Below are 22,295 nucleotides of genomic sequence, written 5' to 3' on the forward strand. Positions count from 1 at the left end.
CGAGATCCTCTTACGCATTCCAGGGGTGAATAACGACGCCTTGCACAACACGGTTTACCGTGCCGCTGGCGGAAGGTGTATCCGGGGTATTACCGACATTGATGGATTGCGTCAGCGCAAATACTTGCGCGTACATCAGGAAGCAAAATGCCTGCTCCATATCGATAAATGGGCGCGAAGGGGGCAGCAGGATATGTGGGCCTGCCTCGATGATGGCATCGCTTTCAGCCGCAATCGCCACGACGCGCATTGCCTGCTGGTCGCGACGTAATTCAGCCAACAGATCAAGATCGTACTGGCGTGTGTATGGATGGCTGGAGACAAACACCACAACCAGTGTTTCGCCATCGACCAGTGATTTTGGACCGTGACGGAAACCGGTAGGGGAGTCATAGAACGCAACCAGTTTACCCGCCGTCAGTTCCAGTACTTTCAATGCCGATTCGCGCGCAGCGCCCTGTAATCCACCGCTACCGAGGTAAACGACGCGTTTCCATGGCGCATTGCCGAACACGCCGTGGCTGAAATCACCGAGTGAAGTGAGGATCGCATGGCAACGATCGGCCACATCACGAAACGTTTGGCTGTTAATTGCTTCAGGGGCGAATACCGCCAGGCAACTGGCCATCATGGTGGTGATACTGCTGGTCATTGCAAACCCGCGATCGTGGGTTTCTGCAGGCATCAGCAGAGCGAAGGCGTTATCGCTATCGGCGGAATTTCGATACAGGCTTCCGGCTTCATTGCAGGTGATGGAAAGGTGGTAGCACTCGGGGACGAGTTGATTTGCCAGTTCAACGGCGGCAACGCTCTCCGGGCTGTTGCCAGAGCGAGCGAAAGAAACCAGCAACAGAGGGTGTGCAGGATTCAGGTAATCCATCGGATTGGTAACCAAATCGGTCGTCGGTACGGCGCTGATGTTTTTTCCTGTATGACTGGCGAGCCAGGGGGCGATGATGTCGCCGATAAATGCCGAGGTACCGGCGCCGGTCAATACGATCCGCAGATCATCCTTACGCAACAGCGGTGTAAGAAAATCATCGATAGCGGCTCGAAGAGTGTCGATGTTTTTAAGTGAGCGGGTCCAGCTTGCGGGTTGCTGGCGGATCTCTTCTTCAGTCCAGGTGCCGGTTGCGGCGGTGGCGTAAGTATAGGTTTCAGGCATAACTCAATCCTTAGTCGTGTGAATTCCACATCAGATGCTGGCCAAAAGGTCATCACCTTTCGTTTCATTTCACTTGTTCACATAATCAATTAAGTGAAATCTATAAGAAAGAAATCGAAACTTCAATGAAAGAAAGGGGAATAAAACGAAAATTGTGATCAATGAAATGAAAGTAAAAGATATCTCATTGATATTTAATCTCTTGAATTTGGGCTCTGGGCCAGGAGAAAGTTGACTAAACGAAAGGAAAAGAAAGAAAAGGCCTTCGGGTGAGTACCGAAGGCCTGCGTGAGACAACGTATCAGGGCTAAAGAGGGTGGGGATGACCCTGAATCCAGATCTGCTGAAGATGGAGTCCACTATCGAGGGCAATAATGTTGGCGCACTTGCCTGCTCTTAGCGATCCGAGTTGGCGCTCTATACCGAGTAATCGGGCCGGGTGAAGCGAGGCCATGTGGATGGCATCTTCTGGCGTGACACCCGCGTGTTCAACCATATTACGCACTGCCGCATCAAGTGAGAGTGTGCTGCCAGCGAGTCCGCCAGCGGCGGTTCGCACAATGCCATCACGCATCTCTACTTGCTCGCCACACAGCGAGTAACGCCCATCAGGCATCCCTGCGGCTTGCATTGCATCGGTAATCAGTACCACCCGTTCTTTTGCACAGCAGCAGCAAATTCGCATGACGCCCGGATGGACATGATGTCCGTCTGCAATAAGTTCCAGCCAGGCTCGCGAATCGATGAGTCCGGCGCCGACCATTCCGGGTTCCCGATGATGCAGGCCGGTCATACCGTTAAAGCAGTGCACTAACCCATCGGCTCCCGCATCAAATGCCTCACGCGTTTGCTCATAGGTGGCCGCGCTATGACCCAGCATTACCCGAATGCCTTGCTGCCTGAGATGCTGAATAGCCGCCAGCGCCCCCGGTTTCTCCGGAGCCAGCGCCACCACGCGTAACGTGTGTTGTGAGACAGAAATCAGTGCGTCCAGTTCGGCGATATTCAGTTCGCGGAACAACTCAGGCGGATGCGCGCCCTTATTCTGCGGCGTGAAATACGGCCCCTCCAGATAACTGCCCAATACCTGTGCGCCAGGCCCCCCGTTTTGGCAACGCTGTGCGATACGCGCAAGCGTAGTGTGGATAGCGCTCAATGGAGCGGTGACGGTCGTGGGCAGCCAACCCCCCACGCCTTCACGGGCTTTATACAGCGCCAGTTTGTCGAGCGTGTCGGGAGCCTCATCCATGACATCAATCCCTGCACCACCATGGACATGCGTATCAATATAAGCCGGACACAGCATCTCGGTATCGCGCGTGGTGATACCGGCAGGAATAGGCTCTATTGCTGTGATAATGCCGTCTTCGATACGCAGTTGGTGGTCGTCGAGCCAGCCCTCTTCAGTGAGCAGGCGCCTGGCGCGTAGCCACTGACTCATATTCCTTCCTCTGCTGGGGTTTCTTCACGACAGCGCTCCAGTTCATCGGCCAGGCTCGTCAGCCCCCGATGTCCGCACTCCAGCGCCTGTAGGCGAAACGTCTCGCTATCTAATCCTTCGCGTTCCAGCACCATTTCCAGCAGCAACTGAAGATTAGTGCCAGCGATCACTTCGCTTCCCGGTTTTTGCATCGCCAGTGTTGACGCCACGCGAAAGGGTGTGCCGCCCAGAAGATCTGTCAAAAAAACGATATTTTCTTTGCTATCCAGTTCAGCAACCGCCTGTTCAAGCTGAGAAGTCAGCAGCGCAGTGGTTGAGGTTTCGGGGAAATCAATGGCGGCAAATTGCAACTGCTCACCCGCGATTTGTTTCATCGCTTTTTCCATACCACTGGCAAATCCGCCATGGCCCGTCAAAATAATCCCTAACATCCGATAACCCCTCTGTATCTATAAGAAGTGACAGAATTTGCCGACGACACCCAGTACAACGGTGATGGCGATTAGACGCAGCGGGCTCCAGCCACGACGCACCAGCCAGTACATTGTCAACGTGTAGACCAGAGGTAAAAATGCAGGCATGAGTTTGTCGATAACGTCGGTCTGCAATTTCACCACAGCATCACCTGCGGTAATTTCAAGCGTCGTGTTAAGCCGCACGTAGGTGGCAACTAAGGCACCAATCACGGTCATGCCGACAATCGATGCTGCGTGCCCCACTTTTTTTGTATTGGCTTTAATCAGTGGAATTGCAGCGACACCCATGCGGTAAGCATAGTGAGCCAGACCAAAACGCAGGCCGAGGTGAACCACATTGAACAACACAAAAAAGACGACTGCGCCGAGAATGGAACCCTGTAGGGCGAGGCTGGCCCCGATACCACCGCAAATAGGTAGCAACGTCAGCCAGAACATGGCGTCACCAATGCCGCCAAGAGGCGCGCCTACCGCAATTTTAGTGCTTTGGATACTGTTCACATCCTGCTTGGATCGTTCCATGGCAAGGATAATGCCAATAACAAACGTCACCAGGAATGGGTGGGTGTTGAAGAACCCCATGTGACCTTTCATGGCGCGGGCCAGGTCGCGTTTATTGGTGTGGATTTTTTTCAGTGCGGGGAGCAGACCATACAGCCAACCGGAAGCCTGCATACGTTCATAGTTAAAAGAGGCCTGAAGTAACATTGAACGCCAGGCGACGCGATTAATATCTTTTTTCGTCAACTCTGCACCGATGTTTTGGTCTTCATAGATGTTTTCATTCACGCCGGAAAGCAATGTCTCTTCGGAATCTGAGACGCCTGGCAGGGTGGTTTGATTAGATGCCATCTTCGAATTCCTCTTTCTGGACCGCTGGGGCCGTTGTTTCAGGAGATTTGCGCAGCAGGTCGATCATCGCCATAGCCAGCGCGGCAGCAGCGATAGCCAGCACAGGAAGTTTGAGCCAGGCGGCGGCAACAAAGCCGATAATGAAATAGGGGATGTAGACATTTTTCATCATGATTTTCAGCAGCACGGCAAAACCGATAGCAGGCATAATGCCGCCTGCGACGCCAAGCCCGTCGATCAAACGTTCCGGGAGGACATCGATGGTGGTCTTCGCATGTTCCGCGCCGAAATAAATCGGTAGAAAAGCACACAGGAAATAGAAAATACCTAACGCCAATAGCGCTAAATAGTTAATGCGCTCGATCCCTCTCGTATCGGCATTCGCGGCCATACGGTCACAGCGAGACATCACGCCGGACATCACTGAGAACAAGAAGGTGATCCCCATTTGTACCGCTACGGCGAACGGCACCGCGACACCAACAGCGACATCAGGTTTCACCCCCGTGGTAATGGCGAAGGTCGTCCCCACGATAGTACCAATGATGACGTTCGGCGGCTGGGCACCGGCCAGCGGGGCCAAACCCATCCAGACCAGTTCGAGCGTACCGCCGGTTAAAATACCGGTTTGCAAATCCCCCAGAATCAGGCCGACCAGCGGCCCAAGCACAACGGGGCGGTGCAAATGCGTTAAACCGTTGAACATATCCAGGCCCGCAATAAAGGCAAGTATGCCGAGTGCGAAAGCCTGCAACAGACTGATTTCCATTGTGAATCCCTCAGAGTAATTTAAAGAGATCCAAAGCGGGTTCTGTTGGGACACCCTGAACGAAGCATTCTATTCCGGCAGCTTTCAGGTCGTTAAACGCAGTAATATCCTGCGCGTCGACAGAAACCGTTTTGGCAATTTGTTGTTTGCCATTGGCGTAATGCATGTTTCCTACGTTAATTCGCGAGATGGGAACGCCGCCCTCGACCAGGCGGAGGAAATCCGCCGGTGTTTTGCAAACCAGCAAAATCTTCTGCCGGTCGGCGGCGCGATGAATGTTATCGATCACTTTTTGCAGTGACCAAAAGCGTACGGCGATACCTTCTGCGAGCACCATTTCCATTAAGTTTTGCTGCACAGAGTCTTCAGCAACTTCATCGTTAGCGACCAGCACCAGATTCGCTCCGGCGAATCCGACCCATTGAACGCCGACCTGACCGTGGATCAAACGTTCGTCAATGCGACTCAATACAATGTTTGGCATAGTATTTTTCTCGTTGTGGCTACGCGTTATGGGACGTAACGTCCTGACAGGCTGCATGGTACTGTCGCAGGATGTCCTGGATATGGTCGATGATGAGGTCTCGTGGTGCAGCCTTGAGAACCCCCTCGCGGACTTTGACGTACTGCAGCGGTAAATATTGGCTAATGAGCGGCAGTGGAATCGGTTCGTCAGCCAGGTTGCGCACCAGACGGGCAAACGCGTCATCAATGTGTTGGTCAGGCCAGTAATAGCGGATGCGGTCGGAGTAGCTGTAACCGCGAGCAAACCGACGCGCATTTCCATCACCGTGGTAGTGACTTTGCCAGTACTCAGGGCGGTCAATCATCACGTTTTCAAGAACCTGACGCAGTCCAGAACCTGCTTTTGCCGGGAGTAATTCTTCTTCTATGGCTGCCAGTGAGAAGAGCGCCTCGCGCAAGGCGAAGGTGAGAGCCGGGCCGACTTTCAGAATTGCGAAATGATCTTTCACCAACTGGCGCAACGACTGAGGTGTTTGATAGTCCGTTGAATGTGCTTCAAAGATCAGCGTGTCATACGCTTCTACCATCGCGCTGAGTGCTTCTGCTTTATGCGGCTGGTAGTCAATAACATGCGTGTGATCGAACTCGACGCCGGGTTGTACCACCAGCCCAATGATGCGGGGCCAGATAGAATTTAACCCTTGCTTTTCAAATGCGTGCCGATGGGCTTCCAGTGTCGCGCGTGCTGCATCTGGCGTTGTGACTTCAAGTTCAGTGAGTGTCTCATGAGCGCCGCCGGGGACGGGGACTTCGGTACCGATGACATAAACCAGATCGGCTTCGCCAAAATGTTCGCAGCAGGTTTCTTCCGCGATCCTCGCGAGGCGAGCGGCGCGCTCTGCGACAATCTCGTCAGTCAACGGAACAGGATCGTTGGCACATGACATACTGCAATCAAGGTGGATCTTTTTGAATCCTGCGGCGACATAGCTTTTGATCAGCTCGTCTGCATTATCCATGGCCTGATCGGCGGGGAGATTTTGCCAGCGATTAGGGCCAAGATGATCGCCTCCCAGAATAAGCTGCGACTGTGGGAAGCCAAGTGAGTCGGCGAGCCTGCAAATGAATCCGCGAAAATCGGCGGGCGTCATACCGGTGTAGCCACCGAACTGATCAACCTGGTTCGACGTTGCCTCTACCAGCAGCGGAGTCTGGTGTTCGTGGGTGTAGCGTAATGCGGCTTCAAGCACCAGTGGATGTGCGGAACAAACGGCATAGATCCCGTTTGTTTTTCCCCGTTTATGCTGTTCCACCATCTCTGTCAGATGTTTCACTTCCCTCTCCCGGTCAGATGTATATGACAATAATCTTTCGTTTTGTTTCGATTGATACTGCTTTATCGTGTTGTAAAAATAAAACGAAAGATATTGGTTTTCCGATCTGCTTCACAAAAGAAACATAGTGAAAGGTTTCAGCGACGTGTTGACGGAGGCATGACAGGCTTATGGGACTTGCATTCCGCTAAAAGAAAGGCGTTAATAAGGAAAACGAAATGAAACGAAAGATTTACTAAAGGATTTTTTATGAGTAATACCGACGCTTCTGCAGATAAGCGGGTAACGGGTACCAGCGAAAGGCGTGAGCAGATTATTCAGCGGTTGCGACAGCAGGGAAGTGTGCAGGTAAACGATCTTTCAGCCTTATTCGGGGTTTCCACGGTAACAATCCGCAACGATCTGGCATTTCTGGAAAAACAGGGCATTGCTGTTCGAGCCTACGGCGGCGCGCTGATTTGCGATAGCAATACGCCTGCCGCGGAACCTTCTGTTGAAGATAAAAGTTCTCTTAATACGGCGGTGAAACGCAGTATTGCCAGAACGGCCGCGGAACTGATCAAACCCGGGCATCGTGTGATCCTGGACTCCGGTACCACCACCTGTGAAATTGCCCGTATGCTACGCCAGCATACCGATGTGATTGCGATGACCAACGGTATGAACGTTGCCAATGCGTTACTCGACGCTGAAGGGGTCGAACTACTGATGACGGGCGGGCATTTGCGTCGCCAGTCGCAGTCGTTTTACGGCGATCAGGCGGAACAGTCACTGCAAAATTACCACTTTGATATGTTGTTTCTCGGTGTCGATGCTATCGATTTAGATCGCGGTGTCAGCACACACAACGAAGATGAAGCCAGACTCAATCGCCGAATGTGTGAAGTGGCGGAACGGATTATCGTCGTCACCGACTCCAGCAAATTTAACCGCTCCAGCCTGCATAAAATCATTGATATGCAGCGTATTGATATGATTATTGTTGATGAAGGCATTCCCGTTGAGTGTCTGGAAGCATTACGGAAAATGGGTATTGATGTGATTCTGGTTGAGAATTAATCCCCTCTCTACACCGTGTAGAAGAGGGGAAGGCCGGGTGCCGCACCCGGCCAGGGTATCAATATCAGGTCACTGGCGCGGGGTTAAATACGGCCAGTTGATTGTGTAGTCCCCATTGATCCGAGAACGTTTTCTTGCGGCCACTGGCGACGTCAAGGATGAACTCGAACAGCTTCAGTCCCACCTCTTCGATGGTCTCTTCACCCGTGGCGATCGTACCCGCATTAATGTCCATTAAGTCGTACCAGCGGTTCGCCAGCTCTGTACGGGTCGCCATCTTAATCACCGGTACTGCCATCAAACCGTACGGTGTTCCGCGTCCGGTGGTAAAGACCTGGACGGTAATACCCGAAGCCACCTGCTGCGTGCCGCAAACAAAATCGCTGGCGGGCGTGGCGGCATAAATCAGACCGCGTTTACTCGGTCGCTGGCCCGCAGAGAGAACTTCCACAATGGCGCTTTTACCGGACTTTGCGATAGAGCCAAGCGCTTTTTCCACCACATTCGCCAGGCCGCCCTTTTTGTTGCCAGGGGAGGGGTTAGCGCTGCGGTCGGTTTTCCCCATATCAAGATAGTTATCGTACCAGGCCATCTCTTCCAGCAGGCGTTTGCCCACCTCTTCATTCACGGCGCGCGGTGTCAGCAAATGGATCGCATCGCGCACTTCGGTCACTTCTGAGAACATCACCGTTGCGCCGCAGCGTACTAACAGGTCAGAGGCATAACCCACCGCCGGGTTGGCCGTTACACCGGAAAACGCATCGCTGCCGCCGCACTGCATACCCACCACCAGTTCTGAGGCCGGACAGGTTTCGCGCTGGCGTTGATTCAATTTTTCCAGATGCCGTTTCGCCACCTGCAAAATATCATCGACCATCGATTTAAAGCCTACGTGTTTCTCATCCTGGAGCGTCACGATACTGGCGCTATCCACCGGGATACTTTGCACATCGTCGGTGCCTTCCAGCAGACGTTCCGGCTGCAGCTTTTCGCAACCCAGCCCGATAACCATCACTTCGCCGCCAAAGTTCGGGTTCAGTGCGATGTTATGGATGGTGCGAATCGGTACGATAGCCGCCGGGGCGTTAATCGCCACGCCGCAACCATAGAGGTGGTTTAGCCCCACCACGCCATCTACGTTTGGATAATGGGGCAGCAGATCGCGCTCAATGATTTTCACCACATAATCCACAACCCCGGCAACACAATGGACGCTGGTCGAGATACCGAGCAGGTTCTTGGTCCCGACGCTCCCATCGGCGTTGCGGTAGCCTTCAAAGGTATAGCCTTCCAGCGGCGGTAGCGGTTCCGGTACTTTGGTTGCCAGTGGCAGGGTATTCAGCGGCGGCGCTTTGGGCAGCTCAACCAGCGATTCATCAATCCAGCTCCCGCGCGCAATGTCGCGAACTGCGTACCCAATGACTTCGCCGTAGCGAATGATTTCACCGTGAGCCGGAATGGCCTCCAGTGCCACTTTATGGCCCTGAGGAATATGTTCAATCAACGCCAGTCCGTCAGGGAAGCGGGTTCCGGATTTCAGACCATTGTCATTGACAATAATCGCTACATTGTCAGTGTCATGCACCTTAATATAAAACGCCGGTGACGATTCTTGCCTAATTTCGATGTCGGCCATTGTCCAGTATTCTCCAGCCAGGTGGTGATAATAAAAAATAAGAGTCGAATCTGATGATAAGAATTAAAGATTCAATGTTGTGAAATAAGAATGTCAGGAGTTCAAAGTCAAGAATGTGATCAATGTCACTCATTGCTGTGAGCGCCGCGCCACAAGGGGCAGTAAAGCGTAAATCTGTGCATCAGCGCCCAGCATTATGTGCATTTGCTCAAGATAATATTTAAATATTATGGATTAAATGTTCTTTTGCACAATGCCTGATATCGCCTCGCTGATTATACTGAATCACGGTTTAAGGTGTCTGATAAATTATTTGATATTCTCTTTGTTTAGTAATTTGTCATATGAAATCACAATCAAATAATAATAAGAATGTCTTCTTAAGTGCCTGAGGTAAATAAAATGATACTGGATACGGTTGAAGAGAAAAAGAAAGGTACGCATACCCGCTATTTAATCTTGCTAATAATTTTTATTGTGACGGCCGTTAACTACGCTGACCGCGCGACACTTTCCATTGCCGGTACCGAAGTGGCGAAAGAGCTACAGCTGAGTGCGGTGTCAATGGGGTACATTTTTTCTGCCTTCGGCTGGGCCTATTTGCTGATGCAAATCCCTGGCGGCTGGCTGCTCGACAAATTTGGCTCGAAGAAAGTCTATACCTGGAGTCTGTTCTTCTGGTCGCTGTTTACCTTCCTGCAGGGCTTTGTGGATATGTTCCCGCTGGCCTGGGCGGGTGTCTCCATGTTCTGTATGCGTTTTATGCTGGGCTTTTCAGAAGCGCCTTCTTTCCCGGCTAACGCCCGTATTGTCGCCGCATGGTTCCCGACCAAAGAGCGTGGTACTGCCTCCGCTATCTTTAACTCGGCACAATATTTTTCGCTGGCGCTGTTTTCGCCGCTGTTGGGCTGGCTGACCTTTGCCTGGGGTTGGGAGCACGTGTTTACCGTGATGGGAGGCATCGGCTTCGTACTGACGGCGCTGTGGGTAAAACTGATCCACAACCCGACAGACCATCCACGCATGTCTGCGGAAGAGTTGAAGTTCATCTCTGAAAACGGCGCAGTGGTGGATATGGACCACAAAAAGCCTGGCAACGCGGTAGCCAGCGGCCCAAAACTGCATTACATCAAGCAGTTGTTGAGCAGCCGCATGATGTTGGGCGTGTTCTTCGGACAGTATTTCATCAACACCATTACCTGGTTTTTCCTGACCTGGTTCCCGATCTATCTGGTGCAGGAAAAGGGGATGTCGATTCTGAAAGTGGGTCTGGTGGCGTCTATCCCGGCGCTGTGTGGATTTGCGGGCGGTGTACTCGGCGGCGTGTTCTCCGATTATCTGATTAAACGCGGCGCTACCCTTACACTGGCACGTAAGTTACCGATTGTTCTCGGTATGCTGCTGGCCTCGACCATCATTCTGTGTAACTACACCGACAATACCGTGTTAGTGGTGATGCTGATGGCGCTGGCGTTCTTTGGTAAAGGGTTTGGCGCGCTGGGCTGGCCGGTGATTTCCGACACCGCGCCGAAAGAAATTGTTGGCCTGTGCGGCGGGGTATTCAACGTATTCGGTAACGTGGCCTCCATTGTCACCCCACTGGTGATTGGCTACCTGGTCAGTGAACTGCACTCATTTAATGCCGCGCTGGTGTTCGTTGGATGTTCAGCGTTGATGGCGATGGTCTGCTACCTGTTTATTGTCGGCGACATTAAACGTATGGAATTACAAAAGTAATTAACGGTTAAGAGACAAGGTATAAGCGATGAATAACGATATCTTCCCGAATAAGTTTAAGGCCGCGCTGGCTGCCAAACAGGTACAGATTGGCTGCTGGTCTGCGCTGGCAAACCCGATTAGCACAGAAGTGCTGGGTCTGGCCGGGTTCGACTGGCTGGTGCTGGATGGCGAACATGCGCCAAACGATATCTCCACTTTTATCCCGCAACTGATGGCGCTGAAAGGCAGTACCAGCGCGCCGGTAGTGCGTGTCCCGACCAACGAGCCGGTGATCATTAAGCGTCTGCTGGATATCGGTTTCTATAACTTTCTGATCCCGTTTGTGGAAACAGAAGAGCAAGCGGTATTGGCTGTGGCGTCCACCCGTTATCCGCCGGAAGGCATTCGTGGCGTCTCCGTTTCTCACCGCGCCAACATGTTTGGCACCGTGCCGGACTATTTTGCGCAGTCAAACAAGAACATCACCATTCTGGTGCAAATTGAAAGCCAGCAAGGGGTGGACAACGTTGATGCCATCGCCGCCACCGACGGTGTGGACGGGATCTTCGTCGGGCCAAGTGACCTGGCGGCGGCACTCGGCCATCTCGGTAATGCGGCGCATCCGGAAGTACAAAAAGCCATCCAGCATATTTTTGCCCGTGCAAAAGCACACGGCAAACCGAGCGGCATTCTGGCGCCAGTTGACGCTGATGCGCGCCGCTATCTGGAATGGGGCGCAACCTTCGTTGCTGTCGGCAGCGACCTCGGTGTCTTCCGTTCTGCTACGCAAAAACTGGCTGATTCCTTTAAGAAATAAACACCACCAAAAGAAGAGAGAGACGCAATTATGACGATGAAAGTAGGTTTCATTGGCCTGGGCATTATGGGCAAACCCATGTGCAAAAACCTCCTCAAAGCGGGCTACTCGCTGGTGGTGACAGACCGTAACCGTGATGCGATTGCTGAAGTTATTGCGGCAGGCGCAGAAACCGCGACAACGGCAAAAGCAATCGCGGAGCAGTGTGATGTGATTATCACCATGCTGCCAAACTCCCCGCACGTTAAGGAGGTGGCGCTGGGCGAAAACGGCATCATCGACGGGGCGAAACCGGGGACAGTGCTTATCGATATGAGCTCCATCGCACCACTGGCGAGCCGTGAAATCAGCGACGCGCTGAAAGCGAAAGGTATCGATATGCTGGATGCGCCGGTAAGCGGCGGTGAACCGAAGGCGATCGATGGCACGTTGTCGGTGATGGTGGGCGGCGATAAAGCGATTTTCGACAAATATTACCCCCTGCTGAAAGCGATGGCCGGTTCTGTGGTACACACCGGGGAAATCGGTGCGGGTAACGTTACCAAACTGGCAAACCAGGTCATTGTCGCGCTGAACATTGCCGCGATGTCTGAAGCACTGACCCTGGCAACCAAAGCGGGCGTGAATCCGGATCTGGTTTATCAGGCGATTCGTGGCGGTCTGGCGGGCAGCACCGTGCTGGATGCGAAAGCACCGATGGTGATGGATCGTAACTTCAAGCCGGGATTCCGTATCGATCTGCACATTAAAGATCTGGCCAATGCGCTGGATACTTCTCACGGCGTTGGGGCGCAGTTGCCGCTGACCGCAGCAGTGATGGAGATGATGCAGGCGCTGCGTGCTGATGGGTTGGGGACGGCCGATCACAGCGCGCTTGCATGCTACTACGAAAAACTGGCGAAAGTGGAAGTCACTCGCTAATGACGTTGTGCCCGGATGGCGCCCAGCGCTCCGGGCCTGGATCCCAGGCCGGATAAGTGAAACGCCATCCGGCGTTGTGCAGTAACAGGCTACTACTATGAAAATCGTAATCGCCCCAGACTCTTACAAAGAAAGCCTTTCTGCCACCGAGGTAGCACAGGCGATAGAAAAAGGATTTCGGGAAATTTTCCCCGATGCGCAATATGTTTCTGTTCCTGTTGCCGATGGTGGCGAAGGGACTGTTGAAGCCATGATTGCCGCCACGCAAGGTTCTGCACATGTCGCGCGGGTAACCGGGCCGCTGGGTGACAAGGTGAATGCCTGTTGGGGGATATCCGGCGACGGTAAAACCGCGTTTATCGAAATGGCGGCGGCCAGCGGGCTGGCTCTGGTTCCCCCGGAAAAGCGTAACCCGTTAATCACGACCTCGCGTGGAACCGGGGAACTCATTCTGCATGCTCTGGAAAGCGGCGCCAGAAGCATCATTATCGGTATTGGCGGCAGCGCGACCAATGATGGTGGGGCCGGTATGGTACAGGCCCTGGGCGCCCGACTTTGTGATGCAAATGGCACAGAGATAGGTTACGGCGGTGGGAGTTTGAACAGCCTGAACTCCATTGATATCTCCGGTCTGGATCCACGCTTAAAAGGCTGCTCTATCCGCGTCGCCTGTGATGTGACCAACCCGCTTCTCGGCGAGAATGGCGCTTCACGTATTTTTGGGCCTCAGAAAGGGGCGACCGAAGCGCGTATTACTGAACTGGATCGCAATCTTGCGCACTATGCTGACGTAATAAAAAAATCACTGCGTATCGATGTGAAAGACGTGCCTGGCGCGGGCGCGGCTGGAGGGATGGGCGCGGCACTGATGGCGTTTCTTGGCGCTGAGTTGAAGAGCGGAATTGAAATAGTGACCCAGGCGCTTCATCTCGAAGAGCATATCCACGACTGTACGCTGGTGGTGACAGGTGAAGGGCGCATCGACAGCCAGAGCATTCACGGCAAAGTGCCGGTTGGCGTGGCAAGCGTGGCGAAAAAATACCATAAACCGGTGATTGGCATTGCAGGCAGCCTGACAAGCGATGTCGCAGTTGTGCATCAGTATGGTATTGACGCGGTCTTCAGCGTACTGACCCGGATTGAGACGCTGGAAGAGGCCTTCCGGGGCGCATTTGACAATATTTATCGTGCCTCGCGCAATATTGCAGCCACGCTGGCCGTCGGGATGCACAGTGCGGGGTGACAAGGGCACGCAAACCCTCTATACTTCGCGCCGAAGCTGACCAGACAGTCGCCGCTTCGTCGTCGTCCCTTTCGGGGGAGACGGGCGGAGGGGAGGAAAGTCCGGGCTCCATAGGGCAGGGTGCCAGGTAACGCCTGGGGGGGAAACCCACGACCAGTGCAACAGAGAGCAAACCGCCGATGGCCCGCGCAAGCGGGATCAGGTAAGGGTGAAAGGGTGCGGTAAGAGCGCACCGCGCGGCTGGTAACAGTCCGTGGCACGGTAAACTCCACCCGGAGCAAGGCCAAATAGGGGTTCATAAGGTACGGCCCGTACTGAACCCGGGTAGGCTGCTTGAGCCAGTGAGCGATTGCTGGCCTAGATGAATGACTGTCCAACGACAGAACCCGGCTTATCGGTCAGTTTCACCTCTTAAAAAACCCCGCTTCGGCGGGGTTTTTGCTTTTCAGGGGCAGGAAGATGAATGACTGTCCAACGACGCTATACCCAAAAGAAAGCGGCTTATCGGTCAGTTTCACCGCTTAAAGAACCCCGCTTCGGCTAATACCGTTCACTTAAGCCAATGAATGAGGGGAAACGCCGGGATTTGGTTCCCGGAGGGACGCCAAACCCGGTGGTCGCCCCGGACATCTCGATCATCAACTAACGGTGTTACCGCTTCGGCGTTTTTTTGCTTTTACGGGGCAGGGGGTGAGGCTTGCTCCCCTCCGGGAGCGAGCCGGTGTCCGCACAACCCGTTTTTTAGCGGATAATGTACTCGTTGATGGCATGAATTTAGCGCTCCCGGAGCGTAATAAGTGGGGAGGGGTCGGGTAATAAATCGGCATATTTGAAATAACGCGGGCAGCATCCACCGGGAAAGATTTCTTGTTTTGTGACGATTAACGCAAATCGCTACCGCTGAGTATTTTTGCCAGACAAAAGAAATGCAGATGATCAAAATCACAAAATTACGCGCTGCAAAAATTGACAAACTAAGTGTTAAAATAATGTTTTAAATGATAACAAAAGGAGTTAAATAGTTTAAGAAATGATAAATATAATATTTTTTTACAAACAAACGGGGTGAAAAAGTGTGATGTGCCACAATTTTTAACGGCGATCTTGTCCTGCTTATACAGATAGTTGATAAATTACTTTATAAATTTAAATGTAAATTTGTGTGATAATCACGCTGTAATTGCTTGAATTATCGTCTGTGCGGTCTTTTTAAAATAACCTCTAAAACGCAGATGTTATCGCCATAAAATATCGTTATCCCCTGTGGTTTTTCTTGATGAAAGTCCTGTCAAAGCCTCGATATAAGCCAATATAGCATTGATTTATAAGTGTTTATTTTGAAAATCATAGGTCTGATAAATGTAAGGTAAGGTAATTTGTGAGTGGTCGCACATAACCACATAACTTTTATTTGGTACACTTCCTGCCGTCAATAAAGTAATTAGTGCAGGCCGATATGAATAATATTCTTCTCCCTAAAACACAGCATTTAGTGGTCTTCCAGGAAGTCATTAGGAGTGGTTCTATCGGTTCGGCTGCAAAAGAATTAGGCTTAACTCAACCCGCAGTCAGCAAAATTGTCAGTGATGTTGAAGCCTATTTTGGTGTTGAGTTAGTCGTTCGTAAAAATACGGGTGTGACATTGACGAGTGCGGGTCAGGTATTGTTGTCCTGGTCCGAAACAATTACCCGTGAAATGAAAAACATGGTGAGTGAGATGAATAGCATGACCTGTAATACGGTCGTCGACGTCTCGTTTGGTTTTCCTTCGCTGATTGGCTTTACGTTCATGTCAGACATGATTCACAAGTTTAAAGAGGTGTTCCCGAAAGCGCAGGTTTCGATGTACGAAGCGCAGCTTTCCTCTTTTCTACCTGCGATTCGTGATGGCCGACTGGACTTCGCTATCGGTACGCTGAGCGATGAGATGAAACTGCAAGATCTGCATGTGGAGCCGCTCTTTGAATCCGAGTTTGTGTTAGTTGCCAGCAAGTCCCGAACATGCAACGGCATCACTACGCTGGAATCGTTGAAGAACGAACAGTGGGTGTTGCCACAAACGAATATGGGCTACTACAGCGAACTCCTCACCACGTTACAAAGAAACGGCATCAACAGTGAAAACATCGTTAAAACAGATTCTGTTGTCACCATTTATAATCTGGTTCTCAATGCTGATTTCTTGACAGTCATTCCTTGCGATATGACCACACCTTTTGGTTCAAATCAGTTTATTACTATTCCAGTAGAAGAGACTTTACCGGTTGCGCGATATGCCGCGGTATGGTCTAAAAATTATCGAATTAAAAAGGCGGCATCGGTTTTGGTTGAATTAGCCAAAGAATATTCATCATATAATGGTTGCAGACGAAAGCAATTAATCGAAATTAACTGAACTTAGTTTTAATCCGTAATTGACGCCATGTGTCTGAATATCAGGCATTGGTAACAGCTATTCATATTAGTTTAATACCCAGGTAAGAGGTTTTCATGCACATTACATACGATCTCCCGGTTGCTATTGAAGATGTCATCGAAGCGAAAAAAAGACTTGCGGGCAAAATCTATAAAACGGGGATGCCTCGCTCCAACTATTTGAGTGAACGTTGCAAAGGTGAAATATTCCTGAAGTTTGAAAATATGCAACGTACCGGCTCATTTAAAATCCGTGGCGCATTTAATAAACTCAGCTCTTTAACGGAAGCGGAAAGACGCAAAGGTGTGGTGGCCTGTTCTGCGGGTAATCACGCGCAAGGGGTTTCTCTCTCCTGTGCCATGCTCGGAATTGACGGCAAGGTTGTTATGCCTAAAGGCGCGCCTAAGTCTAAAGTCGCGGCCACCTGTGACTATTCTGCAGAAGTAATCCTGCACGGTGACAACTTCAACGACACGATTGCCAAAGTCAGTGAAATTGTTGAAACCGAAGGGCGTATTTTTATTCCGCCTTATGATGATCCGAAAGTGATTGCCGGTCAGGGTACAATTGGCCTGGAAATCATGGAAGATTTATATGATGTCGATAACGTGATTGTGCCAATCGGCGGCGGCGGCTTAATTGCAGGTGTTGCGATTGCGATTAAATCGATCAACCCGACTATTAAAATTATCGGCGTACAGTCTGAAAACGTACACGGTATGGCGGCATCTTACCATGCCGGTGAAATAACCACGCATCGAACGACCGGCACCCTGGCGGATGGTTGTGATGTCTCTCGCCCGGGTAATTTGACCTATGAAATTGTTCGTGAATTAGTTGACGACATCGTACTGGTCAGCGAGGACGAAATTCGCAGCAGTATGATTGCGTTAATACAGCGTAATAAAGTTGTCACCGAAGGCGCTGGTGCTCTGGCTTGTGCAGCATTATTAAGCGGGAAATTAGATAGCTATATCCAGAACAGAAAAACAGTCTGCATTATTTCTGGCGGTAATATCGATCTTTCTCGTGTTTCTCAAATTACTGGTTTAGTTGACGCTTAATATTTCGTTGAGGATAGGATATGAGTACTACTGATAGCATTGTATCCAGCCAGACAAAACAGTCGTCCTGGCGCAAATCGGACACCACCTGGACACTGGGTTTATTTGGTACAGCCATCGGCGCAGGGGTATTGTTCTTCCCCATCCGCGCAGGTTTTGGCGGACTGATCCCCATTTTGTTGATGCTGGTGCTAGCATACCCCATCGCGTTCTATTGCCACCGTGCACTGGCACGCCTGTGTCTTTCCGGTTCTAATCCATCCGGGAACATCACAGAAACGGTTGAAGAGCATTTTGGTAAAACAGGCGGCGTGGTTATCACGTTCCTCTACTTCTTTGCGATTTGCCCACTGCTGTGGATTTATGGCGTCACCATCACCAACACCTTTATGACTTTCTGGGAAAACCAGTTGCAGATGCCAGCGCTTAACCGTGGCTTCGTGGCACTGTTCCTGCTGCTCCTGATGGCATTCGTCATCTGGTTCGGTAAAGATCTGATGGTTAAAGTGATGAGCTACCTGGTATGGCCGTTCATTGCCAGCCTGGTGCTGATCTCCATGTCCTTGATCCCTTACTGGAACTCAGCGGTTATCGATCAGGTGGATCTCAGTAATATCGCGTTGACCGGGCATGACGGTATCCTGGTTACCGTATGGCTGGGTATTTCCATCATGGTGTTCTCTTTCAACTTCTCGCCGATTGTGTCTTCTTTCGTGGTCTCTAAACGCGAAGAGTATGAGAAAGATTTCGGTCGTGAGTTTACTGAGCAGAAATGTTCCAAAATCATCTCCCGCGCCAGTATGTTGATGGTTGCCGTGGTGATGTTCTTCGCCTTTAGCTGCCTGTTCACGCTCTCTCCGGCAAACATGGCGGAAGCCAAAGCGCAGAACATTCCGGTGCTTTCTTACCTGGCAAACCACTTTGCTTCACTGTCCGGCACGAAATCGACTTTCGCCACGGTTCTGGAGTACGGCGCTTCCATCATCGCGTTGGTCGCCATTTTCAAATCTTTCTTCGGTCACTATCTGGGCACGCTGGAAGGTCTGAACGGTCTGGTGCTGAAGTTCGGTTATAAAGGCGATAAAACCAAAGTTTCCTCCGGCAAACTTAACACCATCAGCATGATCTTCATCATGGGTTCCACCTGGGTTGTGGCCTACGCCAACCCGAACATTCTGGACCTGATTGAAGCCATGGGTGCGCCGATCATTGCATCGCTGCTCTGCCTGCTGCCGATGTACGCCATCCGTAAAGCGCCGTCTCTGGCGAAGTACCGTGGTCGTCTGGATAACGTGTTTGTTACCGTCATTGGTCTGCTGACCATTCTGAACATCGTGTACAAACTGTTTTAATCCTTAAACGCAGGATGAGTAGTGAAATGAATGAATTCCCGGTAGTTTTGGTTATTAACTGTGGATCATCTTCAATTAAGTTTTCAGTGCTGGATGCAACCCATTGTGATGTTTTGATGGCGGGTATTGCGGACGGGATTAATTCTGAAAATGCTTTTTTGGTCGTGAATGGAGGAGAGCCAGCTCAGCTGGCTCACCACAGCTACGAAGGTGCATTCCAGGCAATAGCCGTTGAGCTGGAAAAACGTAATTTAATCGATAGCGTGGCCTTAATTGGCCACCGTATCGCCCACGGCGGAAATATCTTTACTGAGTCGGCCATTATCACTGATGAAGTTATTGAAAATATTCGCCGGGTTTCTCCTTTAGCACCCTTACACAATTACGCGAATTTAAGCGGAATTGAATCGGCAAAGCAGTTGTTCCCTGGTGTTCAGCAGGTGGCCGTTTTTGATACCAGCTTCCATCAAACGCTGGCACCTGAGGCTTACCTGTACGGTTTACCGTGGAAATATTTTGAAGAGCTGGGTGTGCGTCGCTATGGATTTCATGGCACATCGCATCGCTACGTTTCACAACGTGCGTACGATCTCCTCGAACTTCAGGAGCCGGATTCAGGTCTGGTGATTGCTCATCTCGGCAATGGCGCGTCAATCTGCGCTGTGCGTAACGGACAGAGCGTCGACACCTCGATGGGGATGACGCCGCTGGAAGGGCTGATGATGGGCACGCGCAGCGGCGACGTGGACTTTGGCGCCATGGCGTGGGTAGCCAGCGAAACCAACCAGACGCTGAGTGACCTTGAGCGTGTGGTCAACAAAGAGTCCGGCTTACTGGGAATTTCGGGTCTGTCTTCTGATTTACGTGTGCTGGAAAAAGCCTGGCACGAAGGTCATGAACGCGCACAGTTGGCGATCAAAACGTTTGTGCATCGCATTGCACGCCATATTGCTGGCCACGCTGCGTCGTTACATCGTCTGGACGGCATTATTTTCACTGGCGGTATCGGTGAGAACTCCGTGTTAATTCGCCGCCTGGTGATTGAACACCTGGCCGTACTGGGCGTGAGTGTAGACAGCGATATGAACAGTCTGCCTAACTCCCATGGCGAAAGAATTATCTCAGGCAAAGAGGCTCGTGTTATTTGCGCCGTCATTCCAACGAATGAAGAAAAAATGATTGCACTCGATGCTATTCATTTAGGCAAAGTTAACGCCCCCGTGGAATTTGCATAACTTATTTGTTGTTCTGTAGAGAGATTATTTTTCATGAAGGTAAATATCGATACCAGCGATATGCTGTATGCCGACGCCTGGCTTGGTTTTAAAGGTACGGACTGGAAAGAAGAAATTAATGTCCGTGATTTTATTCAGCACAACTATACGCCATATGAAGGGGATGAATCTTTCCTCGCAGAAGCGACCCCGGCAACCACAGCACTGTGGGAAAAAGTCATGGCGGGAATTCGTATTGAAAACTCAACCCATGCCCCGGTTGATTTCGATACTAATGTAGCGACAACGATCACCGCGCATGATGCGGGATATATTGAACAAGAGCTGGAAAAGATCGTCGGTCTGCAAACGGATAAACCGTTGAAGCGCGCTCTGCACCCGTTTGGCGGTGTCAATATGATCAAAAGCTCGTTCGATGCTTATGGTCGTGAGATGGATGCCGATTTCGAATATCAATTTACAGAACTGCGTAAGACCCATAACCAGGGCGTGTTCGACGCCTATTCCCCGGATATGCTGCGTTGCCGTAAGTCCGGCGTATTGACCGGTCTGCCGGATGGCTATGGCCGTGGCCGCATCATTGGCGATTACCGCCGCGTCGCGCTGTACGGTATCCGCTATCTGGTGCGTGAGCGTGAACAGCAATTTGCCGATCTCCAGTCGAATCTGGAGTGGGGGCAGAATCTTGAGGCGACCATTCGTCTGCGTGAGGAACTCTCAGAGCACCGTCGCGCGCTGTTGCAAATGCAGGAAATGGCGGCGAAATACGGTTGTGATATCTCCCGTCCGGCGCGTAATGCGCAGGAAGCCGTACAGTGGGTTTACTTTGCCTATCTGGCGGCGGTGAAATCGCAGAACGGCGGTGCAATGTCACTCGGTCGTACCGCGTCGTTCCTTGATATCTACATCGAACGTGACTTCAAAGCCGGCGTCCTGACGGAGCAGCAGGCACAGGAACTGATCGACCACTTCATCATGAAGATCCGTATGGTGCGCTTCCTGCGTACGCCGGAATTCGACACGCTGTTCTCCGGCGACCCTATCTGGGCGACCGAAGTGATCGGCGGGATGGGGCTGGATGGTCGCACGCTGGTGACCAAAAACTCCTACCGTTACCTGCATACGCTGCACACCATGGGGCCAGCGCCAGAACCAAACCTGACCGTGTTGTGGTCGGAAGCGTTGCCGATTGCGTTTAAAAAGTATGCTGCACAGGTTTCTATCGTCACTTCATCGTTGCAGTATGAAAACGACGATCTGATGCGTGCTGACTTCGACAGCGACGATTATGCCATTGCCTGCTGCGTAAGCCCGATGGTGATCGGCAAGCAAATGCAGTTCTTTGGTGCGCGAGCCAACCTCGCAAAAACCCTGCTGTACGCAATTAACGGCGGTGTTGATGAGAAGCTGAAAATCCAGGTTGGGCCGAAAACGGCGCCATTGATGGATGACGTGCTGGATTACGACACGGTGATGGAGAGCCTTGACCACTTTATGGACTGGCTGGCGGTGCAGTACATCAGCGCCCTGAACATCATCCACTACATGCATGACAAGTACAGCTACGAAGCGTCACTGATGGCGCTGCACGATCGCGATGTTTATCGGACGATGGCGTGCGGAATGGCGGGCTTGTCCGTCGCAGCGGATTCCCTCTCAGCCATCAAGTATGCGCGAGTGAAACCGATTCGTGATGAAAACGGACTGGCTGTCGACTTTGAAATTGAAGGCGACTATCCGCAGTACGGGAATAACGACGAGCGTGTGGACAGCATTGCCTGCGATCTGGTTGAACGCTTTATGAAGAAAATTAAAGTGTTGCCAACCTACCGTAATGCAGTGCCGACGCAGTCTATCCTGACCATTACCTCTAACGTGGTGTATGGACAGAAAACCGGGAACACCCCGGATGGTCGTCGCGCCGGTACGCCGTTCGCGCCAGGGGCTAACCCGATGCATGGCCGTGACCGTAAAGGGGCTGTAGCGTCGCTGACATCGGTAGCAAAACTGCCGTTCACCTACGCCAAAGACGGTATTTCGTACACCTTCTCCATTGTGCCAGCGGCGCTGGGTAAAGACGATGGCGTGCGCAAAACCAACCTGGTCGGTCTGTTAGACGGTTACTTCCATCATGAAGCACATGTTGAAGGTGGGCAGCACCTGAACGTGAACGTGATGAACCGTGAAATGCTGCTGGATGCGATTGAGCACCCGGAAAACTATCCAAACCTGACAATCCGTGTCTCCGGTTACGCTGTGCGCTTCAATGCGCTGACCCGCGAGCAGCAACAGGATGTCATTTCGCGTACTTTCACCCAGGCGATTTAACGC

General features: G+C 51.6%; 18 protein-coding genes and 1 other RNA gene. 11 read left to right on the top strand and 8 right to left on the bottom strand.

Going from position 1 to position 22,295, the window contains the following annotated elements; all coding sequences use genetic code 11:
* Positions 1–10: 10 nt before the first annotated feature.
* The 7 genes from ACO7SM_RS02650 to kbaZ form a co-directional block, all read right to left on the bottom strand.
* A complete protein-coding gene (locus ACO7SM_RS02650) occupies positions 11–1,165 on the bottom strand; it encodes an AgaS family sugar isomerase (protein WP_490469567.1) in 1,155 nt (384 codons plus the stop codon).
* Between the two features lie 307 nt (positions 1,166–1,472).
* Entirely contained in the window at positions 1,473–2,606 is a 1,134-nt protein-coding gene (gene nagA / locus ACO7SM_RS02655) for an N-acetylglucosamine-6-phosphate deacetylase (RefSeq protein ID WP_490469568.1), read from the bottom strand.
* Positions 2,603–3,037 (bottom strand): PTS galactosamine/N-acetylgalactosamine transporter subunit IIA, encoded by a 435-nt coding sequence (gene agaF / locus ACO7SM_RS02660; protein WP_490469569.1) that lies wholly within the window; start codon positions 3,035–3,037, stop codon positions 2,603–2,605. The genes nagA and agaF overlap by 4 nt, the downstream gene beginning before the upstream one ends.
* Positions 3,038–3,055: 18 nt before the next feature.
* Positions 3,056–3,934: a PTS N-acetylgalactosamine transporter subunit IID gene (gene agaE, locus ACO7SM_RS02665; protein WP_490469570.1), complete on the bottom strand. Its 879-nt coding sequence runs from the start codon at positions 3,932–3,934 to the stop codon at positions 3,056–3,058.
* Entirely contained in the window at positions 3,924–4,703 is a 780-nt protein-coding gene (agaW, locus tag ACO7SM_RS02670; protein WP_490469571.1) for a PTS N-acetylgalactosamine transporter subunit IIC, read from the bottom strand. The genes agaE and agaW overlap by 11 nt, the downstream gene beginning before the upstream one ends.
* 10 nt (positions 4,704–4,713) lie before the next feature.
* Positions 4,714–5,187: a PTS N-acetylgalactosamine transporter subunit IIB gene (gene agaV / locus ACO7SM_RS02675; RefSeq protein WP_490469572.1), complete on the bottom strand. Its 474-nt coding sequence runs from the start codon at positions 5,185–5,187 to the stop codon at positions 4,714–4,716.
* A 19-nt stretch (positions 5,188–5,206) separates the two neighbouring features.
* Complete coding sequence (gene kbaZ / locus ACO7SM_RS02680) at positions 5,207–6,502, bottom strand: tagatose-bisphosphate aldolase subunit KbaZ (RefSeq protein ID WP_490469573.1); 1,296 nt, start codon at positions 6,500–6,502, stop codon at positions 5,207–5,209.
* A 249-nt stretch (positions 6,503–6,751) separates the two neighbouring features.
* Here kbaZ and ACO7SM_RS02685 point away from each other — a divergent pair, with 249 nt between their 5' ends.
* A complete protein-coding gene (locus ACO7SM_RS02685; protein WP_490469574.1) occupies positions 6,752–7,561 on the top strand; it encodes a DeoR family transcriptional regulator in 810 nt (269 codons plus the stop codon).
* 64 nt (positions 7,562–7,625) lie between these two features.
* On the opposite strand, the gene garD is transcribed toward ACO7SM_RS02685, so the two are convergent.
* Positions 7,626–9,197, bottom strand: coding sequence for a galactarate dehydratase (gene garD, locus ACO7SM_RS02690; protein ID WP_490469575.1), 1,572 nt, complete (start codon positions 9,195–9,197; stop codon positions 7,626–7,628).
* 402 nt (positions 9,198–9,599) lie between these two features.
* Between garD and garP the strand changes: the two genes are divergently transcribed.
* From garP to pflB, 10 genes are all read left to right on the top strand, one after another.
* The gene (garP, locus tag ACO7SM_RS02695) at positions 9,600–10,934 is read left to right on the top strand and encodes a galactarate/glucarate/glycerate transporter GarP (protein WP_490469576.1); all 1,335 of its coding nucleotides are present in this window, start codon (positions 9,600–9,602) and stop codon (positions 10,932–10,934) included.
* Between the two features lie 28 nt (positions 10,935–10,962).
* Entirely contained in the window at positions 10,963–11,733 is a 771-nt protein-coding gene (gene garL, locus ACO7SM_RS02700; protein WP_490469577.1) for a 2-dehydro-3-deoxyglucarate aldolase, read from the top strand.
* A 30-nt stretch (positions 11,734–11,763) separates the two neighbouring features.
* Complete coding sequence (gene garR, locus ACO7SM_RS02705; RefSeq protein WP_490469578.1) at positions 11,764–12,654, top strand: 2-hydroxy-3-oxopropionate reductase; 891 nt, start codon at positions 11,764–11,766, stop codon at positions 12,652–12,654.
* A 97-nt stretch (positions 12,655–12,751) separates the two neighbouring features.
* Complete coding sequence (garK, locus tag ACO7SM_RS02710) at positions 12,752–13,897, top strand: glycerate 2-kinase (RefSeq protein WP_490469579.1); 1,146 nt, start codon at positions 12,752–12,754, stop codon at positions 13,895–13,897.
* Positions 13,898–13,929: 32 nt separating this feature from the next.
* Positions 13,930–14,307: RNase P RNA component class A (gene rnpB, locus ACO7SM_RS02715), an RNA gene on the top strand.
* A 1,046-nt stretch (positions 14,308–15,353) separates the two neighbouring features.
* Positions 15,354–16,292 carry a transcriptional regulator TdcA gene (gene tdcA / locus ACO7SM_RS02720; RefSeq protein ID WP_490469580.1) on the top strand — a complete coding sequence of 313 codons (939 nt, stop codon included), beginning with the start codon at positions 15,354–15,356 and terminating at the stop codon, positions 16,290–16,292.
* 95 nt (positions 16,293–16,387) lie between these two features.
* Complete coding sequence (gene tdcB, locus ACO7SM_RS02725) at positions 16,388–17,377, top strand: bifunctional threonine ammonia-lyase/L-serine ammonia-lyase TdcB (protein WP_276293795.1); 990 nt, start codon at positions 16,388–16,390, stop codon at positions 17,375–17,377.
* Between the two features lie 20 nt (positions 17,378–17,397).
* Positions 17,398–18,729: a threonine/serine transporter TdcC gene (gene tdcC / locus ACO7SM_RS02730; RefSeq protein ID WP_203359886.1), complete on the top strand. Its 1,332-nt coding sequence runs from the start codon at positions 17,398–17,400 to the stop codon at positions 18,727–18,729.
* A 26-nt stretch (positions 18,730–18,755) separates the two neighbouring features.
* Complete coding sequence (gene tdcD / locus ACO7SM_RS02735) at positions 18,756–19,964, top strand: propionate kinase (protein WP_490469581.1); 1,209 nt, start codon at positions 18,756–18,758, stop codon at positions 19,962–19,964.
* Positions 19,965–19,997: 33 nt separating this feature from the next.
* Complete coding sequence (pflB, locus tag ACO7SM_RS02740) at positions 19,998–22,292, top strand: formate C-acetyltransferase (protein WP_490469582.1); 2,295 nt, start codon at positions 19,998–20,000, stop codon at positions 22,290–22,292.
* The last annotated feature ends 3 nt before the right edge of the window (positions 22,293–22,295 follow it).

The sequence above is a fragment of the Citrobacter sp. LJND-P06 genome, assembly GCF_058188415.1.